Source organism: Arthrobacter sp. YN (assembly GCF_002224285.1).
Taxonomy (GTDB): domain Bacteria; phylum Actinomycetota; class Actinomycetes; order Actinomycetales; family Micrococcaceae; genus Arthrobacter.
On sequence record NZ_CP022436.1, the window covers coordinates 3,189,555 to 3,209,311 of the forward strand.

14 protein-coding genes are annotated in these 19,757 nt (G+C 63.7%); 4 read left to right on the plus strand and 10 right to left on the minus strand.

Features of this window, described 5'->3' with window-relative positions:
- Position 1 precedes the first annotated feature (1 nt).
- The 3 genes from CGK93_RS14625 to CGK93_RS14635 form a co-directional block, all read right to left on the minus strand.
- Entirely contained in the window at positions 2–799 is a 798-nt protein-coding gene (locus CGK93_RS14625; RefSeq protein ID WP_089595460.1) for an MBL fold metallo-hydrolase, read from the minus strand.
- Between the two features lie 333 nt (positions 800–1,132).
- Positions 1,133–2,245, minus strand: a complete 1,113-nt coding sequence (locus CGK93_RS14630; protein WP_089595461.1) for a branched-chain amino acid aminotransferase — start codon at positions 2,243–2,245, stop codon at positions 1,133–1,135.
- A 119-nt stretch (positions 2,246–2,364) separates the two neighbouring features.
- A complete protein-coding gene (locus CGK93_RS14635) occupies positions 2,365–3,417 on the minus strand; it encodes a 3-isopropylmalate dehydrogenase (protein WP_089595462.1) in 1,053 nt (350 codons plus the stop codon).
- Positions 3,418–3,542: 125 nt separating this feature from the next.
- Here CGK93_RS14635 and CGK93_RS14640 point away from each other — a divergent pair, with 125 nt between their 5' ends.
- The 4 genes from CGK93_RS14640 to CGK93_RS14655 all read left to right on the plus strand — a co-directional run bounded on the left by CGK93_RS14640 (position 3,543) and on the right by CGK93_RS14655 (position 8,797).
- A complete protein-coding gene (locus CGK93_RS14640) occupies positions 3,543–4,727 on the plus strand; it encodes a sensor histidine kinase (protein WP_089595463.1) in 1,185 nt (394 codons plus the stop codon).
- A gap of 2 nt (positions 4,728–4,729) precedes the next feature.
- The gene (locus CGK93_RS14645; protein ID WP_089595464.1) at positions 4,730–5,443 is read left to right on the plus strand and encodes a response regulator; all 714 of its coding nucleotides are present in this window, start codon (positions 4,730–4,732) and stop codon (positions 5,441–5,443) included.
- An 88-nt stretch (positions 5,444–5,531) separates the two neighbouring features.
- On the plus strand, positions 5,532–6,326 hold the full coding sequence (locus tag CGK93_RS14650; RefSeq protein WP_089595465.1) for an ABC transporter ATP-binding protein: 795 nt from the start codon (positions 5,532–5,534) through the stop codon (positions 6,324–6,326).
- 2 nt (positions 6,327–6,328) lie between these two features.
- A complete protein-coding gene (locus tag CGK93_RS14655; RefSeq protein ID WP_089595466.1) occupies positions 6,329–8,797 on the plus strand; it encodes an ABC transporter permease in 2,469 nt (822 codons plus the stop codon).
- A 120-nt stretch (positions 8,798–8,917) separates the two neighbouring features.
- On the opposite strand, the gene metG is transcribed toward CGK93_RS14655, so the two are convergent.
- The 7 genes from metG to CGK93_RS14690 all read right to left on the minus strand — a co-directional run bounded on the left by metG (position 8,918) and on the right by CGK93_RS14690 (position 19,686).
- A complete protein-coding gene (gene metG / locus CGK93_RS14660) occupies positions 8,918–10,477 on the minus strand; it encodes a methionine--tRNA ligase (protein WP_089595467.1) in 1,560 nt (519 codons plus the stop codon).
- Positions 10,478–10,511: 34 nt separating this feature from the next.
- Positions 10,512–11,267: an ABC transporter ATP-binding protein gene (locus CGK93_RS14665; protein ID WP_089595468.1), complete on the minus strand. Its 756-nt coding sequence runs from the start codon at positions 11,265–11,267 to the stop codon at positions 10,512–10,514.
- The gene (locus tag CGK93_RS14670) at positions 11,264–14,074 is read right to left on the minus strand and encodes an FtsX-like permease family protein (RefSeq protein ID WP_089595469.1); all 2,811 of its coding nucleotides are present in this window, start codon (positions 14,072–14,074) and stop codon (positions 11,264–11,266) included. The genes CGK93_RS14665 and CGK93_RS14670 overlap by 4 nt, the downstream gene beginning before the upstream one ends.
- A 215-nt stretch (positions 14,075–14,289) precedes the next feature.
- The gene (gene serA, locus CGK93_RS14675) at positions 14,290–15,885 is read right to left on the minus strand and encodes a phosphoglycerate dehydrogenase (protein WP_089595470.1); all 1,596 of its coding nucleotides are present in this window, start codon (positions 15,883–15,885) and stop codon (positions 14,290–14,292) included.
- Between the two features lie 288 nt (positions 15,886–16,173).
- Entirely contained in the window at positions 16,174–17,199 is a 1,026-nt protein-coding gene (ilvC, locus tag CGK93_RS14680; RefSeq protein WP_026540216.1) for a ketol-acid reductoisomerase, read from the minus strand.
- Positions 17,200–17,266: 67 nt separating this feature from the next.
- Positions 17,267–17,779: an acetolactate synthase small subunit gene (gene ilvN / locus CGK93_RS14685; RefSeq protein ID WP_021470923.1), complete on the minus strand. Its 513-nt coding sequence runs from the start codon at positions 17,777–17,779 to the stop codon at positions 17,267–17,269.
- A gap of 2 nt (positions 17,780–17,781) precedes the next feature.
- On the minus strand, positions 17,782–19,686 hold the full coding sequence (locus tag CGK93_RS14690) for an acetolactate synthase large subunit (RefSeq protein ID WP_026540215.1): 1,905 nt from the start codon (positions 19,684–19,686) through the stop codon (positions 17,782–17,784).
- Positions 19,687–19,757 lie beyond the last annotated feature (71 nt).

Sequence of the window (19,757 nt, forward strand, 5' to 3'; positions counted from 1 at the left end):
CTTAGCTCCGGAGGTAATCCAGTTGCGCTGCCACGGAAGTCTCCGCCGCCCACCTGACGGAAGGGTCGACGTCGGGATAGACGGCGTCGGTGACTGCCTCGATCGATGCGTCACTGCCCAAGTGCTTCAGGGCAGCCCTGATCTGGTCGAGGCGCTGTTCGCGATGCTCACGATACTCGCGGCACGTCGCGTCCAACGCAGGGAGCACGGGACCATGGGCCGGTAGAAGGGTTGCAGGTCCAATTGCTTCCAGCCTGTCCAAGCTTGCAAGATAGTCGCCCAACCGGCCGTCGGGATAATCAAGGACCGTGGTGCCGCGTCCCAGAATGGTGTCCCCCGTGAGCACTGAGCCGTGCGGGCCGTCGCCGGGGAGATGGAAGCACACGGAATCGGAGGTGTGGCCAGGGGTTGCAACAACGCGGATTTCAACGCCGCCTGCCGTCAGGACTTCGCCGTCCGTGAGTGGCTCGCCCCCGTGACAATACTCCGGGGATGCAGCCCGGACCGGAGCCCCGGTCAGCTGATGGAAGCGGGCCGAGGCCTCCGTGTGGTCTGCGTGGCGGTGGGTGATCAGTACTGCATCAACAGCGCCGGCCGCCGCGAGTGCCGCCAGATGCCGTTCATCGGCCGGTCCCGGGTCCACCACCGCCACGTGGCCGGAGCCCGGCACGCCAATAATGTAAGAGTTGGTGCCGTCCAGACTCATGGGTCCGGGGTTTGGGGCCAACCGGAAGCGGGTGAATTCACTGCTGCGCTGCAGGGAGGAGTCGTCGTTCGGTGAAGTGCCGGAAGCCGCCATTGATTCTGAAGTCACTCCCCCATCTTGACACCTCAGTGGATCCTCTCTCACATCCGCGCCCTTCCCGCCGATCCTCTCTCACATCCCGTGCCCTTCCCGCCGGTCCTCTCTCACATCCACGCGCAAAAGTGGAGCGATTCGAAGAGACAACACGGCAGCAGGCCTCAAGCCAGCGAGCGAGCGTCCGCCCCAAACCCGCGGAACCTGATAGAGGGTCCGCCCCAAACCCGAGGGAAGTGAGCGAGCGTCCGGGAAGCAGAACGGCGGCCCTTCCGCTTGATAAACCAAGGGGAGGGCCGCCGTCGTACGGTGGCGTTTCGGAACGTCCGGAGGCTAGACCAGGCGGGTCAGCCAGCCGTGGGTGTCCTCTACGGTTCCGGTCTGGATGCCCAAAAGCTGCTGGCGGATAGCCATGGTGGTGTCGCCGGCCTTTGCGTCTTCGGAGCCGATGAACTCCGTGGCGTCCTTGAGAACTCCGATTGGTGTGATCACGGCTGCCGTACCGCAAGCGAAGACCTCGGTGATGTCGCCGGAGGCCACACCGTCGCGCCATTCGTCCAGGGTGATCTTACGCTCGGTGACTTCGCGCCCCATGTCCTTGGCCACCTGGATGACCGACATGCGGGTGACCCCTTCAAGGATGGTGCCGCTGAGGGCCGGGGTGACCAGGGAGCCGTCCTTCATGACGAAGAAGACGTTCATACCGCCGAGTTCTTCCACGGCGTCGTCGTTGAAGTGGTCCAGGAAGAGTACCTGCTTGCACCCGTTCGCTTCGGCTTCCTGCTGCGCGATCAGGGAAGCGGCGTAGTTGCCGCCACACTTTGCAGCACCGGTACCGCCGCGGCCGGCACGGGCGTATTCGCGGGAGATCCAGATGGAGACGGGCTTGAGCTCGCCACCGAAGTAGTTGCCGGCCGGCGAGGCGATGACGCGGAAGGACACTTCGCGGGCAGCCCGGACGCCGAGGAACGCCTCCGTCGCGATCATGAACGGACGCAGGTAAAGGGCTTCACCGTCGCCGGACGGAACCCATTCCTTGTCTGCCTGCACGAGTTCGCGGATGGCGCCCAGGAAGTACTCCTCGGGCAACTCCGGGAGGGCGAGGCGACGCGCGGACTTGTTCAAGCGCGCAGCGTTGGCTTCGGGCCGGAAGGTCCAGACGGAACCGTCAGCGTGACGGTAGGCCTTGAGGCCCTCGAAGATTTCCTGGCCGTAGTGCAGGACCGCAGCCGAAGGGTCCAGGGAGATGGGTCCGTAGGGCTCGATCCGGGCATTCTGCCAACCGCCATTGCCATCGGCGTCAACTTTGTAGTCGACGACGGCGGTGTGGTCGGTGAAGTAGTCGCCGAAGCCTGGGTTCGCCAGGACGGCTGCACGCTCCTCAGCAGACTTCGGGGTTTCCGAAAGCTGCTGGCTGAATTCGACGCCATGGGCAGTCTGAGTCATGTTTCCTCCACAGTCAGCTACCTGGCAGGGCGAACCGGACCCTGAAAAGGGTGTGGTTCAGCGATGGACCAGGGAAGCAGGTAAATAATTCAACACAAGCTTACGCCTGAGTTTTGGGCCTAGAGTGCGGCCGCGATGGCATCGCCGATGGCAGCTGTGCTGCGTGGCTCGCCGGTGCGGCTTTCGACGTCGGCGACTACTGCCGCCTCGATCTTGCGGGCCGCCGTGGTGTAGCCAAGGTGGTCCAGGAGGAGCACTGCGGAGAGGATGGCCGCGGTGGGATCGGCTTTCTGTTGTCCGGCGATATCCGGAGCTGAGCCATGGACGGGCTCAAACATGGACGGTGCGGTGCGGTCCATGTTGATGTTGCCCGATGCCGCCAGGCCAATGCCGCCGGTCACGGCTGCGGCGAGGTCGGTGAGGATGTCGCCGAAGAGGTTGTCGGTGACGATGACATCGAAGCGGGACGGGTCGGTCACCATGAAAATGGTGGCGGCGTCGATGTGGAGGTAGTCGTGGGTGACCTCGGGGAATTCCTGGGCCACTGCTTCAACGGTGCGCTTCCACAAGTGCCCGGCGAACACCAGCACATTGTGCTTGTGGACGAGCGTGACGTGCTTGCGCGGACGCTCGTTGGCGCGACGGAACGCATCGCGGACAACGCGCTCCACGCCGTGGGCGGTATTGAGGGACACCTCGGTGGCCACCTCGTGGGGAGTGCCGCCGCGCAGGGTGCCGCCGTTGCCTACATAGGGACCTTCGGTGCCTTCGCGCACCACGATGAAGTCGATGGTGCCCGGGTTTGCCAGGGGGCTGCCGACGGTGCCGTACAAGCGGGACGGGCGCAGGTTCACAAAGTGGTCCAGGCTGAAGCGGAGCTTGAGCAGCATTTCGCGTTCGATGATCCCGGATGGGATGCGGGTATCGCCCGGGGCCGCACCGACTGCCCCGAAGAGGATGGCATCGCGGGTGCGGAGGTCGGTCAGGACCTCGTCCGGGAGGGTCTCGCCGGTCTCAAGCCAGTGCTGGGCGCCGAGCTTGTAGTTGGTCAGTTCGAGGGCAACGCCTTCGGCGGCGACAGCCTTTTCGAGGACCTTGACGGCTTCGGCGATGACCTCAGGGCCAATGCCGTCGCCTGGGATGACAGCGAGATTGATGGACGTTGCACTCATAGCTCTATCTAGCCAAGCAATCCACATGCTGGTCAAAATCGTCTCATTCTGCGAACACTTGAGTCCGGGACGAGTCAGACCACAGCATGATGCCCTCCGCGTGAACAAGCGCATAGAGTCTAAGCGTGGATAGAAGGCACGCAGTATACGAATGGTTCCGGATCAACCGCTTCATCGTGGACCTGACGGCAACGTGCCTGCTGATCCTCCTCTTCGGCCCGGTCTACCTGATTGCTGACCGCCCGTGGCTCTCCCTCTTGTCCTGCAGCCTCCTGCTCCCCCTTGCTTGGCGACGCACCCAACCCGCCATGGCCGCCGGCGCGGTGATCGTTGTATGCCTGATCCAATGGGCGGTGGGCGCCGAACCGGTGGCAGGGCAAATCGCCGTTCCCCTGGTCATCTACGCGACGGCGGCCTATGGTCCTGCGTGGGCCAGCCGCAGTGTCCTGATTGCAGGCCTCGCCGGTGGCGTCATGCTGACCACCCGGCTGTTCTCGACCACCGCGGAATCGGGAATCATGGGCCTCACCATCGGCACGCTGTACACCGTCCTGATCTGGATGCTGGTGCTGGTGAGCTGGACCCTCGGCGACCTCACACGCGTCCGCAGGCTCCAACTTCAGGCGCTGGAAGACCGAACGCGGCGCCTCGAGGTGGAACAGGTGCAGGAACGTAAACTGGCCGCTGCCGACGAACGCTCCCACATTGCCCGGGAAATGCACGACATCGTGGCGCACTCCTTGTCCGTGATCATCACCCAGGCCGATGGAGCCCGATACGCTGCCGCCGCGAAACCCGAACTCGCTACGGAAGCGCTGGCTACCATTGCCGCCACGGGCAGGGACTCCCTGGGCGAAATGCGCAGGCTGCTGGGTGTCCTCCGCTCCGACGACGACTCCCCTACCCGCCCGCAACCGCGGCTCTCGGACTTGGACGAGCTCCTCCTCGGCTTCCGTGCGGCCACCCTTCAGGTGGCTTTTGAACAGAGCGGCGTCCCTCGCCGCGCACTCCCGGCCGGAGCGGAGCTCACGGCGTATCGCATCATCCAGGAAGCCCTCACCAATGTCATGAAGCACGCCGGACCGAAGGCGACGGCGGGCGTCACCCTGACGTGGCAGGCCCGGGGCCTGCAACTGGACATCGTCGACGACGGCCGGGGCGCCGCTGCTGATCCGCCGGCACCTGGCGGCGGCAACGGCTTGCTGGGCATGGGTGAGAGGGTCTCCCTCTACGATGGTTCTTTGACCGCACGCCCGGAGCAGGGCGGCGGTTTCCGTGTGTCCGCTTTCATCCCGTATTCGGAGGCCTAGCCATGCCAGAAATTCCTGCGCCCATCAGGGTGGCACTCGTTGATGACCAACAGTTGGTCCGTTCGGGTTTTGGCATGCTGATCAATTCGCAGCCGGACCTCGAAGTCGTGGCCGAGGCAGGCAATGGGATCGAGGCTGTCCAGGCCCTGTCCGCTACCGCCGCCGATGTGGTCCTGATGGATGTCCGCATGCCCGGTATGGATGGCATAGAAGCGACCCGCCGCATCCTGGAACAGGCGGCGGCACAGCCCTCCGGTTCGCAGCGGGCGGAGATCAAGATCGTGGTACTGACCACCTTCGACCTGGATGAGTATGCGCTGGCCGCCATCCAAGCCGGCGCCAGCGGATTCCTCCTGAAGGACGCTCCACCCGAAGAGCTCCTGGAGGCCATCCGCACCGTTTACCGTGGGGACGCGGTGATAGCTCCCTCCACCACCCGGCGTTTGCTGGACCATGTGGCACCCTTGCTGCGGACGCAAACACCCGAGCAGAGCGAGCACGCTGCTGCCGTCGAGCGCCTGACGGCCCGCGAGCGCGAGGTGTTCCAGCTCATCGCGCAGGGACAGTCCAATCCCGAGATCGCAGCAGGGCTGTTCCTCTCCGAGGCCACGGTGAAAACCCATGTGGGGCATATCCTTGCCAAGTTGGGTGCCCGGGACCGGGTGCAAGTGGTGGTCATAGCCTATGAGACCGGCGTAGTAGCCCCCGGCTCCTAGCACCTCAGACCACGGTATGAGGGCCTCCGCCGGACAATGGGCCCCTGGCCCGATCCTGACGGGGTGCCGCAAAACATAGCGTGAAACCATGACAACCTTCACGCCCCTCTCCCACCCGTCAGGAACCGATCGCCCCGCGGGGTCCGATGATGCCCAGGCCCGACCCGCCGTCGAGGCCCACGAGCTGACCAAGAGCTACGGCCGCGCCGATACCACTGTCACCGCGCTGGACAAGGTGTCCGTGAGCTTTGACGCCGGAAAGTTCACGGCGATCATGGGCCCCTCAGGATCCGGGAAGTCCACCTTGATGCATTGCCTGGCCGGCCTTGATACGGCTGACTCCGGCCGCATCGTCCTGGGGGGCACTGAATTGACCGGCCTCAACGACCGTCAGCTCACCGCGCTCCGCCGGGAGAGGATCGGCTTCGTTTTCCAGGCTTTCAACCTGGTGCCTACGTTGACGGCCGAGCAGAACATCACGCTTCCGCTCGCTTTGGCGGGGACCACCGCCGACGCCGGATGGCTCGATACCGTTGTCAGCACCCTGGGTTTGAAGGACCGCCTGAAGCACCGCCCCCATGAGCTTTCCGGCGGCCAGCAGCAGCGCGTAGCAGTAGCCCGTGCCCTGTTGACCCGTCCCGACGTCGTTTTTGGTGATGAGCCTACGGGCAACCTTGACTCCAAGGCCGGCGGCGAAGTGCTGGCGTTGCTCCGCCGGAGCAGCCAGGAGATGGGACAGACCATCATCATGGTCACCCACGATCCCGTGGCCGCCAGCTATGCCGACCGCGTTGTCCTGATGAGCGACGGCGGCCTGGTGGGCGAGATCCACGATCCCACCGCAGACTCCGTCCTGGCAGCCATCGGCAAGCTGGGGGCCTGAGCATGCTGCGTGTCGCCGTTTCCCAACTGACGACCCATTTCCGGCGGTTCGTCGCAATCGGACTCGCGGTCATGTTGTCCGTCATGTTCCTCTCCGCCACGCTGATGGTGGGTGCAAGCACGAATGCCTCCTTGGGGGCCAGCATCGGTGAGGCGTACCGCAACGCTGACCTTGTCGCCACGTCCAAGAACGGTGAAGCATTCACCCAGGCAGCTGTGGAGGCTGCCGCGTCCGCTCCTTCAGTGGAGGACAGCTACGCCGAGCGGTCCACTTATGTCATGTTCGAGGCCGGTGGTGGCGAGCAGTATGGGCGGTTGCGCAATGCGGCGCCCGCTTCCTTGGAGGGCGCGGTCCTGTCCTCGGGGTCCATGCCGTCAAAGGCTTCGGAGGCTGTGATCGACGTCAAGACGGCCGGGCATCTTGGCCTGACCGTGGGGAGCACGCTTGAGCTCCGTGGCGCCGGACCTGTCAAGAACGCCAAGGTGAGCATTACGGGCCTCATACAGGCCACCAATGATCCCTTCTCGTCGTCGGCAGCCCAGCTGGTGGCCTCGGAATCTGTGCTGAACGCGGTCCAGGACGCCGGGGCAGGGTTTACCGGGGTGCAGTTCTCGCTCAAGGCCGGCGAGGACGTGGCCGCCGCCAAGGAGTACATCACCCATCGCATGGAAGCTGCGGGGGCTGCTGGGCCTGTGCTGGAAACAGCCCAGGAGAAGGTCACCTCCACTGTTGCCATGCTGAGCGCTGGTCAGGATCAACTGACCATCGTGCTGCTCGCGTTCGCCGGCGTGGCCATCCTGGTCTCCACGTTGGTGGTGGCCAACACCTTCTCCGTTCTTGTGGCACAGCGAACCAGGGAGTTGGCGCTGCTGCGCTGCCTCGGTGCCGGGCGGGCACAAATCCGTGGGTCCGTCATGCTCGAAGCCCTGGTGGTCGGTTTCCTTTCCTCTGTAATGGGCGTCCTGGCGGCTACGGGCCTGATGACCGGGTTGATCGCTTGGGCCAAGTCCCAGCCTGAGCAGGCGTTCGCGACACTGGCTGTACCGCCGTCGGCCATTATTGCCGGCCTGGTGGCCGGAACCTTGTTGACCGTGGTCGCGGCGTTGGTTCCGGCCAAGGCGGCTACCGCCGTCGCGCCTCTTGCCGCCTTGCGGCCAAGCGATGACGCGTCCGTCCGGAACAAGCGCGGCAAGGTACGCCTTGTCCTGGGCTTGGTGGCCCTGCTGGGCGGAGCAGCAGCCCTGGTGTACGGCAGCGTGAACGTTTCGCTGGGCGTTGCGCTGTTGGGCGGGGCTGCCTCGTTCGTGGGCATTCTCCTCTGCTCCACGCTGTTCATCCCCACGGTGGTTGCCCTGGCCGGCAGGCTCGCCGCACCCGCGGGAGTCCCGGGCAAGCTCGCGGCCGTGAACGCCACGCGCAACCCAGCCCGCACCTCGGCGACCGCGGCCGCGCTGCTCATCGGTGTCACGTTGGTCTCGCTCATGATGACGGGCGCGGCCACATCCCGGCAGGCATTCAACGACACCTTGGCCGAGAACTACCCTGTGGACCTGTCGGCACAGACTGCCGTGGATGGTTCAGGCGACCACGGGCAGGCCCTCGCGAGGATCAAGGCACTCGACGGCGTCAGCGCTGCGGTCTTGCTGCAGCCGGTAGGAACACTGGGCGATTCCGCTGCACCGGAAGGCGGCATGACCATCTACGGCCTTTCCGCCGCAGATGCAGTCTCTGTGCTGCGCGATAACAACCTGAAGCCGGGCCCGGGCACGGTTTACCTTCCAGAAGACTCTCCAGAGGGTACTGCGACTATCTCGACGGCGGCGGGCACGGTTTCGCTCGACGCCAAGGTGCTGCGGACCCGCCATGTTCCGGCGTTTGTGGAAAGTTCCAGCATCGCTGCGTCCCCGCTGCCGGAAACGGCATCCATGGTGTGGGTGAAGCTGGACGATTCCGTGTCCACGGACCGGGTGCAGGCTCTCCAGAAAGACATCGCGGCAGCATTGGGGGTGCAGGAGCGAACCGTCAGCGGGGCTGCGATCGAGCGCGTGACGTTCAACAGCATCATTGATGTGCTCCTGTTGGTTGTCACCGGACTGCTTGGTATCGCCGTGGTGATTGCGTTGATCGGCGTGGCCAACACCTTGTCCCTCTCGGTCTTGGAACGGACCAGGGAGAACTCCCTCCTCAGGGCCCTGGGCCTGACCAAGGGCCAGCTGCGGGGCATGCTGGCCATCGAAGCCGTGCTCGTCGCCGGGGTGGCCGCCATCATGGGTGCAGGCATGGGCATCGTCTACGGATGGCTGGGGGCGCAGGCGACCCTCGGAGGCGTAGCCAGCGTTGTTCCGGCCGTACCGTGGCTGCAACTGGCCGCAGTATTTGGAGTGGCCGTGGTGGCCGGGCTCCTGGCGTCGGTGATCCCGGCCCGGCGCGCCGCACGCCTCTCCCCCGTCGAGGGCCTGGCCACCGCCTAAGGCATCAACGCTCGCTCACATCACCACGCCAAACGAGAATCGCTCTCTCACTTCCCGCGGTAAAGCTGACGGGAAGTGAGAGAGCGATTCCTCTTTATGGATGGTATGTGAGAGAACGTCCTAGGCTTCGGCAGGCTCTTCGTAGCGGGGGAAGATCGGGGCAGGAGCCGGCAACTGGGTGCCCGCAACGATCGGCGTGGCGATCGCGGCGAACTGCCTCGCCTCGCCTTCGGCTTGGCCCAGGACTTCAAGCAGCTTGGCGGACGACGACGGCATGACCGGCTGGGCGAGGATCGCGACGATCCTCACTACCTCCAAGGTGACGTACAAAACCGTATTCATGCGGGCGATGTCGGTCTTCCGCAGGACCCAGGGGGCCTGGTCCGCAAAGTAGGCGTTGGTATCGCCCAGTACGGTCCAGATGGCTTCCAGCGCGCGGCTGAATTCCTGCTTGTCGAACGCTGAACGGGCTGTTGCCAGCAACTCCCCTGCCTGCGTCAGCAAGGCAGTGTCCTCCGCCGTGAAATCTCCGGGCACCGGGACCTTGCCTTCGCAGTTTTTCGCCACCATGGACAGCGAACGCTGGGCAAGGTTGCCGAAGTTGTTGGCCAGATCCGAGTTCATGCGGCCCACGATCGCCTCGTGGTTGTAATTGCCATCCGCACCGAACGGAACTTCGCGGAGGAAGAAGTACCGGCACTGGTCCAGGCCGTACTGCGCTACGAAGTCCTGCGGCGCGACGACGTTGCCCAGGGACTTGGACATCTTCACGCCGTTGTTGGTGAGGAAGCCGTGGATCATGACGCGCTGTGGCAGCTCAAGTCCGGCGCTCATGAGGAACGCCGGCCAGTAGATCGCATGGAAACGCGAAATGTCCTTGCCGATCACGTGGACGTCGGCGGGCCAGAACTTCTTGAAGGATTCCGACTCGATGTCCGGGTAGCCAACGCCGGTAAGGTAGTTGGTCAGGGCGTCAACCCAGACGTACATGACGTGCTTCTCATCGCCGGGGACAGGAACGCCCCAGTCGAAGGTGGTACGGCTGATGGACAGGTCCTCAAGACCACGCTTGACGAAACTGATGACCTCGTTGAAACGGGACTGCGGTGCGCCGAACTCGGGCTGCGCCTCATAGAGGGCAAGGAGCTTTTCCTGGTAGTTGGAAAGCCGGAAGAAGTAGCTCTCCTCCGCAGTCCAGGTGACCAGGGTGTCCGTCTCCTTGGAGTAACGGAGACCGTCCTCTTTCACAACGGTGTCGTCTTCTACGTAGTACGCCTCGTCACGGACGGAGTACCAGCCCTCGTACTTGGACAGGTAGATGTCGCCATTGGCTTCCATCTTCTTCCAAATGGCCTGCGAGGCGGCGTAGTGGTCCTGGTCGGTGGTGCGGATGAAGCGGTCATGGGAGATCCCCAGGTCCTGGCTCATCTGCTTGAACGCAGCCGAGTTGCGGTCGGCGAGCTGCTTGGCAGTGATGCCTTCTTTCTCGGCAGACTGCTGCATCTTGAGTCCGTGCTCGTCCGTTCCGGTCATGAAGAACACTTCATGGCCGTCAAGGCGCTTGAAGCGCGCCATGGCATCAGTTGCAATGACCTCGTAGGCGTGGCCGATGTGCGGCACGCCGTTGGGGTAGCTGATTGCGGTGGTGATGTAGAACGGGGATTTCTCTGGAGACGTCACTCTAAGAAGTTACCTTTTTTTGGGATGAAATAGCTTAGTTAAGTTCGGTCAGCGTATCGCTGAGCCGCACCAGCTCGTGGTCGTGGGAGGCTACCAGAACGGCGATGCCATCGCTTGTGGTGTCCTTCAGGATCCCGATGATGCGGTTGGCTGCTGCCCGGTCCAGGCTGGCCGTGGGTTCGTCCACTACCAGCACACGGGTGCCCAGGATCAGCGCGCGGGCGATGGCGACGCGCTGGCGCTCACCGCCGGAGAGCTGTGCAGGACGGTGCCGCATGCGACGACCCAGGCCCACCAGGTCCAGGAGGTCCTTGGCCATTTCCGTCCGCTGTTCCACTTCGCCGTCGGGCACGGCGGGAAGCAGGACGTTCTCCAGGGCGCTCATGCCGTCGATCAGGGCGCCGCCCTGGTCCACATAGCCGATGAGTGCGCGGCGGCGGTCGGCGATCTCGTCATCGCCCATGGTGTCCAGAGGCAGGCCCTCCCAAAAGACCTTGCCCGACGTCGGGAGCGTCAGTCCGGCGCTCACCGTCAAGATGCTGGTCTTGCCGGAGCCGCTTCGGCCGGCGATGCAGTGCATCTCTCCGGCGTGCAGGGTGAGGTTGAAGTCGTCGACGACGTCCACTTCCTCGGCGCCACCCTTGTCGCCACCGTAGTGGATGGTGACGCGGCTCAATTCCAAGGGAGTTGCGTGGTCGGAGGCCTTCACGATCGTGTTGGCGCGGGTCTGCAGCGACTCTTCCGTGGATTCCGGGGTGGCCGTCAGCTCGGGGTTGAGTTTGTCAGTCATTTGACTACTTTCGTTGCAATCGGAATCCAGCAAATTACGGCCAGCAGACCGGCCAGACCGGCCCAGAGGGCCGCGTAGGGAGCCAACAGCAGTCCCAGCCCCAAGGCGCCAAGGACGCCCAGGGGAAGAGCCACTGTGCCCACAAGGGCGTTCTCGAAGAAGCGGACCTGGCCCAGCATGTCCGGGTTCCAGCCCATGGCCTTCAAGGTACCGAGGTACTCCCGCTTGGCATGGAGTTCAAAGCGCCCGGTCACGAGGGTCAGCAGCAGGCCCACCACTACTCCGAAGACCGCCAGGATGACGCTCGGCAAGGCGATGCTTGCAGCTGCCAAGCCACTCAAAGCACTGGCACCGGCTGCCCGGGGGATGTCAATCAGCAGGGCGATCAAGGCACCCACTGCAGCACCGAACACGCCTACTGCCACGGCAAGGGAGATGGAGTTGAACCGGTTGGTGGTGAGCTGCCGGTTGGCGAACGTCAAGGGGGAATCCACCGTTACCAGGCGATCATCGTGCTGTGGTTCCTGATCGATCACTACACGGTGACGCAGCTGCTGGGCTGCCAGCAGCGCGGCCCCACTGTAGATGATGAGCATGGTCACGGAAACAATGACGGTGGCAATATTCCAGCTGAGCAAGCTCAGGACGAGACCGGCTGCGGCAAGGGCCGCAGCGCCCACCGCAAACTCTTCGAGGACCCAGGACCGGATGCGTTTCTGCGTCCAGCCCATCGCCCTGAGGATGCCTGCTTCGCTCCGGCGCTGGCGGATGTAGCTGACGGTCGAGGCGCCTGTCAGGAGGGTTGCGCCCAGCAGGGTCAGGAAGAGCAAGGTGATGTTGGTACTGGTCAGCGAACCGGAGACCGCATCGGCAGCATCCTGGCGGACCCAGGACTGCTGGACGGTGCCCAACGGCGATTCCTTGCCGGCGTCGTCCTTGCTGTATCCGGGGACAAAGATATTGGCATCTTCGCGTGCCGAACCTGCAACGACTGTGGCTTCCAGGCCGAGCTCGCGAATCTGCGTGGCCAGCTTCTCCACCTCGGGCTGCGCCGTCTTCCAGTTGCCGGCGGCGGAGGCCTTGACCCGGACGGCGTCAATGACGTCGGCGTTGGTGTCGTAGCCACGGGCTGCGGCTAGACCGTAGTAATCGGTGATGGCACCGGCGGACTGGCTGACCAGACCGGTAGCGCTCAGCGAAGGCTTCAGTTCCGTACCTTCGACGTCCTTGCCCTCAGCGTCCTTGGTGAGCGTCATCGGCGTGGGATCGTAGCCGCCCAGGGGGAGCTTGTTGACGTCCCCGGCTGCCGACTGGACGTCGGCGGGGTCAAACGTGCCGTACACCATGGGCAACGGCGCGGCCGGCTTCTTGCCCGTTTCCAGGTCTTCCCGGTAGGAGCGCTCATCGACTGGTTTGCGCTGCGTCTGGTCCACGGCGGCACCGAAGGAGGACTTCTCAGGCAGGCGGTTGACCGTCACCCAGTCGCCCGGCGTCGCGCTCTTGTCCGAAGCACCGTTGGAGGCTTCGTCGCCGTCCTTGTACTTGGGGGCTGCGGCAAACGCCGCGCTCCAGGTGGCGGGGTTGTACAGGCCCTGGCTGAAGGAGGCCGTGCTGCCCAGCAGCTTGCTGTGATCTGTGGAACCCGGCCATTCGAGGGCAAACGGGGACTTGGAAACGAAGGGGAGGTAGTCCTTGTCCAGGCTCCGCGTCACCGTGCCGACCTCGTTGACCACCTTGCCACTGGCGTCCAGTTCCTCGATCTTCACCGAGTACTGCAGGTCAAGGGATGTGCCGGAGCGGACAATCAGCGGGATGGCCTGGGAATCGTCGGTCAGCAAACCGTCACGCTTGGCCTGCTGGTACTGGGTCATCAGAGGCGCCCAGTACTTGAGCTTGACGCCCAGGAAGTCAGGACCTTCTTCCAACTGGTCCATGCTGAGGCCGGTGGTGAAGAGGCTCTCGAAGTGGCGTCCAATGGCTCCTGCGTCACGGGCATCGGCCGGCGGAGCCTTCTCAAGGGGTGCCAGGAAGTCTCCTGCGGATCCCAACAGCGCCCTTTCGGCGGCAGGGTCAACCGCGACGACGGACTCGGTCACCTCCGGGGCCAGTGGCAGCGCCACGGAGAGGTTGAAAAGGTTGTGCTCGGAGCCAAGTGCCGGAGCCGGGAATTTGATGCCGGTCTCGCCTTCGGGGCCGGCGATCCTGACGTTGGAGCCGCCTGCAGCCTGCTCTTGGATCAAGCGGCCTTTGCCCAAGGTGCCTTCTGCGCTGGTCTTGAAGAGCGTCTGCTGGTTCACACCATCAGAACTCGTGGCAGAGGCCGTCAGGCGGTACTTCTTGGGGGTATCGGACAACACCGATTCCGCAGCGGGCCATTTGCTGGAATCCATGGCCGAAGGATCCCCCGCGGTCACGGCTCCGGCCAGGCCGGCGTTGTACCCAAGGTAGTCCATGGCATTGAGGCGGGGAGCCTCCAGGTTCTGCGAAACGCGCGAAACCAGGCTGATGGGTGCGGCCACAGCCGTTTGGCCCATGGTGCGGATCTTCTCCAGCTGCTCAAAGCTGATGCCGCCTTGGCCGTTGGCGATTTCCGGCTGGATCAATGCACCGCCGTCGCCATCTTGGGCCTGGTCAGGCTTGGCCTGGACCAGGATGTCGTAGAGTCCCCGCGAGTTCTCATCCACTGTCCGGTTCAAAGCAGCCTGGGACTGGCTCTGGACGAGGACGGACAAGCACATTGCGACGATCAAAATGGCCGCGGTCAGCAGCAGCACACGGCTTCTGATGAACCTTTGGACGGCGTTCATTGGGCTCCCTGAGACCTTGATTGCGGGCGCGCACACGGAGACCGGAATTCCTCAAAAGACACAGGGGAATACCGGGCTTTAGGTGCAAAAGTTGTGGCCGGCCTGCTGCCGGGTCCGAATCCCGGACCCAGCCATTGTAAGCAGACCGGCCACGCCTGCGTGCCAAAGGTGTGTCGCCGGCACGCGAACTCAGCTGATGGAAATCAGTTGCAGTCCTAGTCCTCCAGATCCACTTCCCGGACCATGTCGGCTCCGATGCCGGCCTTGATGGCCTCCAGGACCTGCTGCGGAACAGAGCTGTCGATGGTCAGGAGAGCAAGAACCTGGCCGCCTTCAGTCTGGCGGGCCACCTGCATGCCGCCGATGTTGATGTTGTTCATGCCCAGGATGTGTCCAATGGTGCCGATGACGCCGGGACGGTCTGCATAGGCCACCACCACCAGGTGCTCGCTGATGGGGATTTCCACGTCGTACCCGTTGACGCCCACGAGCTTCTCCACTTGCTTGGGCCCTGTGAGGGTTCCGGCTACGGAGATCTGGGAACCATCGCTGAGGGCACCACGGATGGTCAGGACGTTGCGGTAGTCCTCAGCGTCCGGGGTGGTGATGAGGCGGGTGTTGATGCCGCGCTGTTCGGCGATCACGGGTGCATTGACGTAGGAGACCTGCTCCGTCACCACGTCGGCGAAAACGCCCTTCAGTGCGGCAAGTTCGAGAACCTTGACGTCCAGTGCGGCAATTTCGCCCGCCACTTCCACGTCGATCTGGGTGAGGGAAGCGTGGGTCAGCGCCGTGAAGATCCGGCCCAGCTTTTCGATCAGCGGGATACCCGGACGGACATCCGGAGCGATGACGCCGCCGGCGACGTTGACGGCGTCGGGTACCAGCTCGCCGGCAAGTGCCAGGCGAACCGACTTGGCCACCGAGACGCCGGCTTTCTCCTGTGCTTCGTCGGTGGAAGCACCCAGGTGCGGGGTCACAATGACGTTGTCGAACTCGAAGAACGGCAGGTCCGTGCTGGGCTCCTTGACGAAGACGTCCACGCCGGCACCGGCGATCTGGCCTTCCTTCAGGGCAACGTGAAGTGCTTCCTCGTCCACCAGGCCGCCACGGGCCACGTTGACCACGTAGGCCGTTTCCTTCATCTTGCGGAAGGCGTCGGCTCCCAGCATGCCCACCGTTTCCGGCGTCTTGGGCATGTGGATGGTGATGAAGTCGGAATTCTCCAGAAGTTCATCCAAGGTGACCAGCTTGACGCCCAGCTGGGCGGCGCGGGCTGCAGTGATGTAGGGGTCGTACGCAAGGATCTGGGTATCAAAACCCTGGAGGCGTGCTGCCACCAAAGCACCGATGCGGCCCAGGCCGATGATGCCGATCTTCTTCTCGAAGAGTTCGATTCCCGTGTACTTGGAGCGCTTCCACTCACCGTTCTTCAGCGCAGAGCTGGCCTGCGGAATGTGGCGGGCCAAGCTGAGGATGTGTCCTACCGTGAGCTCGGCGGCGGAGACAATGTTGGACGTCGGGGCATTAACCACCATGACGCCTGCCTGGGTGGCGGCCTTGATGTCTACATTGTCCAGCCCAACACCCGCGCGGGCGATGACCTTCAGGTTCTTCGCGGCGGCAATGGCTTCGGCATCCACCTGGGTAGCCGAGCGGACCAAAATGGCGTCAACGTCAACGATTGCGGACAGCAGCTGGGAACGGTCTGCGCCGTCGGTCTGGCGGATTTCAAAGTCCGGGCCCAGAGCCTCGACTGTGGCGGGCGAAAGTTCCTCGGCGAGGAGGACGACGGGTTTGCTGGCTGACACGGGGAGGCACCTTACTTTGGACAACTTTTGGGACAGGACTGGACAAGGAGCGGATGCGTGGCCCGGGGCACGGCGCCGGGACCAGCCCAGAATATCGAATCCGGGCAGGGATTCCGGTGCCGGCGGGGGATGTTACGGCCGGGCCGGTAGCCGTTGTGAAGAAGTTCACAGCCAAGGAGACTGATGGAAACGGGAGCGAAATGCCGGTGATACGGCAACGCCCGCCCGGCTTTGTCCACCGGGCGGGCGCGTCGTTGTGGCGGAGGCCGTCAGGCCGGCGCCGAAGGATCAGCGGGCTGCAGAACCTTCAACGTAGTCAGCGTCCTGCTGCTGCCAGGAGAAGAGGGAGCGCAGTTCGCGGCCGACCTCTTCGATGGGGTGCTGCTCTGCCTTGGCACGCAGTTCCTTGAACTCGGTGCCACCGTTGTCCTGGTCATCGATGAAGCGCTTGGCGAAAGCACCGCTCTGGATGTCGGCGAGGACAGCCTTCATGTTTTCCTTCACCTCGGGGGTGATGACGCGCGGGCCGGAGACGTAGTCGCCGTACTCTGCGGTGTCCGAAACGCTCCAGCGCTGCTTGGCGATGCCGCCTTCCCACATGAGGTCAACAATGAGCTTGAGCTCGTGGAGTACCTCGAAGTAGGCTATCTGCGGCTGGTAGCCGGCTTCGGTGAGGGTTTCGAAGCCGTACTGGACCAGCTGTGAGACACCGCCGCACAGGACGGACTGCTCGCCGAAGAGGTCGGTTTCGGTCTCTTCGGTGAAGGTGGTCTTGATAACGCCGGCGCGGGTTCCGCCGATGGCCTTGGCGTAGGACTTCGCCAGGTCCCAGGCAGAACCGGATGCGTCCTGTTCAACGGCGATGATGTCCGGGATGCCGCGGCCGGCTTCGAATTCGCGGCGAACCGTGTGGCCCGGAGCCTTCGGGGCGATCAGGATGACGTCAACGCCGGCCGGAGCTTCGATGTAACCAAAGCGGATGTTGAAGCCGTGGGCGAAGGCCAGGGCCTTGCCTTCGGTCAGCTTGTCCTTGATGGAGTCGTTGTAGATGGCGCGCTGGTGCTGGTCCGGAGCCAGGATCATGATGACGTCTGCCCATTCGGCGGCGTCGGCAACGTTCTTGACCGTGAAGCCTGCGTCTTCTGCCTTGGCGGCCGACTTGGAGCCATCCTTCAGCGCGATGACAACCTCGACGCCGGAATCGCGGAGGTTCAGTGCGTGGGCGTGGCCCTGCGAGCCGTAGCCAACGATGGCTACTTTGCGGCCCTGGATGATCGACAGGTCTGCGTCGTCGTCGTAGAACATTTCAGTCACTTGCGTAACTCCTCTTGAGTGGTTTTCTTAGATATTGATTGTGGTGCTGCGGTACTGGACGTTCTGCTCACGCGGAGCGGAGCGCCCTGTCACTCATGGAGCGGGATCCCCGTCCAACGGCCAAGGTGCCGGACTGCACGATTTCACGGATGCCGAACGGCTCGAGCACTGAAAGCAGTGCTGCGAGCTTCTCGGGGGTACCGGTTGCCTCTATCACCAACGAGTCTGTGGACACGTCGACGACGGCGGCACGGAACAAGTCTGCAGCTTGGGTAACCTGCAGGCGTGTCGCGGCATCCGCACGTACCTTGACCAGGATGTGGTCGCGTTGTACGGAAGATTCGGAAGTCAGCTCCACAATCTTGATCACGTTGACCAATTTGTTGAGCTGCTTGGTGACCTGCTCAATGAGGTCGCCGTCGGCGTCGACGACAACCGTCATGCGGGACATGCCGGGAACCTCGGTGGGTCCCACAGCCAGGGAATTGATGTTGAATGCGCGCCGGGCAAAGAGGCTGGCCACGCGGGTCAGCACGCCGGGCTTGTCTTCTACCAGAACGGACAGTGTGTGGCGGGTCATGCCTAGTCCTCCTCTTCCCATTCCGGGGTCATGTTGCGGGCAACCTGGATCTGGTCGTTACTGACGCCCGAAGGCACCATGGGCCACACCATCGAGTTGGGGCTGACGACGAAGTCTATGACCACTGGGCGGTCATTGATCTCGAGTGCCTTCTGGATGGTGGCGTCGATGTCTTCGTCACGTTCACACCGCAGTGCTGCGCAACCGTAGGCGTCAGCCAGTTTCACGAAGTCCGGGATCCGGACGGTGTCGTGGCCTGTGTTCAGATCCGTGTTGGAGTAGCGGCCCTCGTAGAACAGCGTCTGCCATTGGCGGACCATGCCCAGCGAGGAGTTGTTGATGATGGCCACCTTGATGGGGATGTTGTTGATGGCGCAGGTAGCCAGTTCCTGATTGGTCATCTGGAAGCAGCCGTCACCGTCGATGGCCCAGACCACGCGGTCCGGCTCACCAACCTTGGCACCCATTGCTGCCGGAACCGAGTATCCCATGGTTCCTGCTCCACCGGAGTTCAGCCAGGCGTGGGGCCGTTCGTACTTGATGAACTGGGCGGCCCACATCTGGTGCTGGCCGACGCCGGCAACATAGATGCCTTCGGGACCGGTGAGCTCGCCGATGCGCTTGATCACGCGCTGCGGTGCGGTGAGCCCGTCTTCCGGCTCGGTCCAGCCCAGCGGGTACGTATCGCGCAGGTTTCCGAGGAAGGCCCACCAGGAATCCAGGTCCGGGGTGCCGCTCAGTTCAAACTGCGTCTTCACGGCTTCGGTGAGTTCGGGAATGATCTCCTTGACCGAGCCAACGATCGGGACGTCGGCGGTGCGGTTCTTGGAGATTTCCGCGGGGTCGATGTCAGCGTGGATGACCTTGGCAAACGGGGCGAAGGTCTTCAGCACGCCGGTGACGCGGTCATCGAACCGGGCTCCGAGGGTGATCAGGAGGTCGGCCTGCTGGAGGGCAGTCACGGCGGAGACTGATCCGTGCATGCCGGGCATGCCGACATGCTGGGGATGCGAATCAGGGAAGGCACCGCGCGCCATCAGTGTGGTGACCACGGGAGCGCCGGTAGCCAGCGCAAGTTCCATGAGCTCGGCCGAGGCGTGGCCCTTGACGACGCCGCCGCCCACGTAAAGGACCGGCTTGCTGGCAGCAGCGATCAGCTTGGCAGCTTCGCGGACCTGCTTATTGTGTCCCCGCACCACGGGGCGGTATCCCGGCAAATCCACCTTGGGCGGCCAGGAGAAGGTCATCTGGCCCACCTGGGCGTCCTTGGCGATGTCCACCAGGACGGGTCCCGGGCGGCCGGTGGACGCGAGGTGGAATGCCTCGGCCATGACGTGCGGGATGTCATTGGGGTCGGTCACCAGGAACGAGTGCTTGGTAATGGGCATCGTGATACCCACGATGTCCGCTTCCTGGAAGGCATCGGTGCCGATGACTCCGCTGGACACCTGGCCGGTGATGGCCACCATCGGCACGGAGTCCATGTGGGCGTCCATGATGGCGGTAACGAGGTTGGTGGCACCGGGGCCCGAGGTGGCGATGCAAACGCCAACCCGTCCGGTAACCATGGCGTAGCCTTGCGCGGCGTGGCCGGCTCCCTGTTCGTGACGGACCAGGATGTGATTCATGCTGGAGGCCATCAAGGGGTCGTAGGTGGGCAGGATCGCGCCACCGGGCAAACCGAAAATATCGTCCACGCCGAGTTCTTCGAGCGAACGGACAATTGCTTGCGAGCCGGACATCACCGTTGGGGGTACAACGGTGTTCGGCCCAAGTACAGGAGAGAGAGGTGCAGCAGCGTCGACGACGACGGCCTCAGCCGTACGGTCGACCTTTTCCGGAGCTTTGTGGGCTCCAGCGGACTTTGCAGCCATCAGCGAGGGGCTGATCGGCGATCCTTTGCTCATCGGACTCTTCCTTAGTGGATCTTCAATAGATGGGTCTTGCTTGGGGGAATAAAAAAACCCCTCAGCCTTCC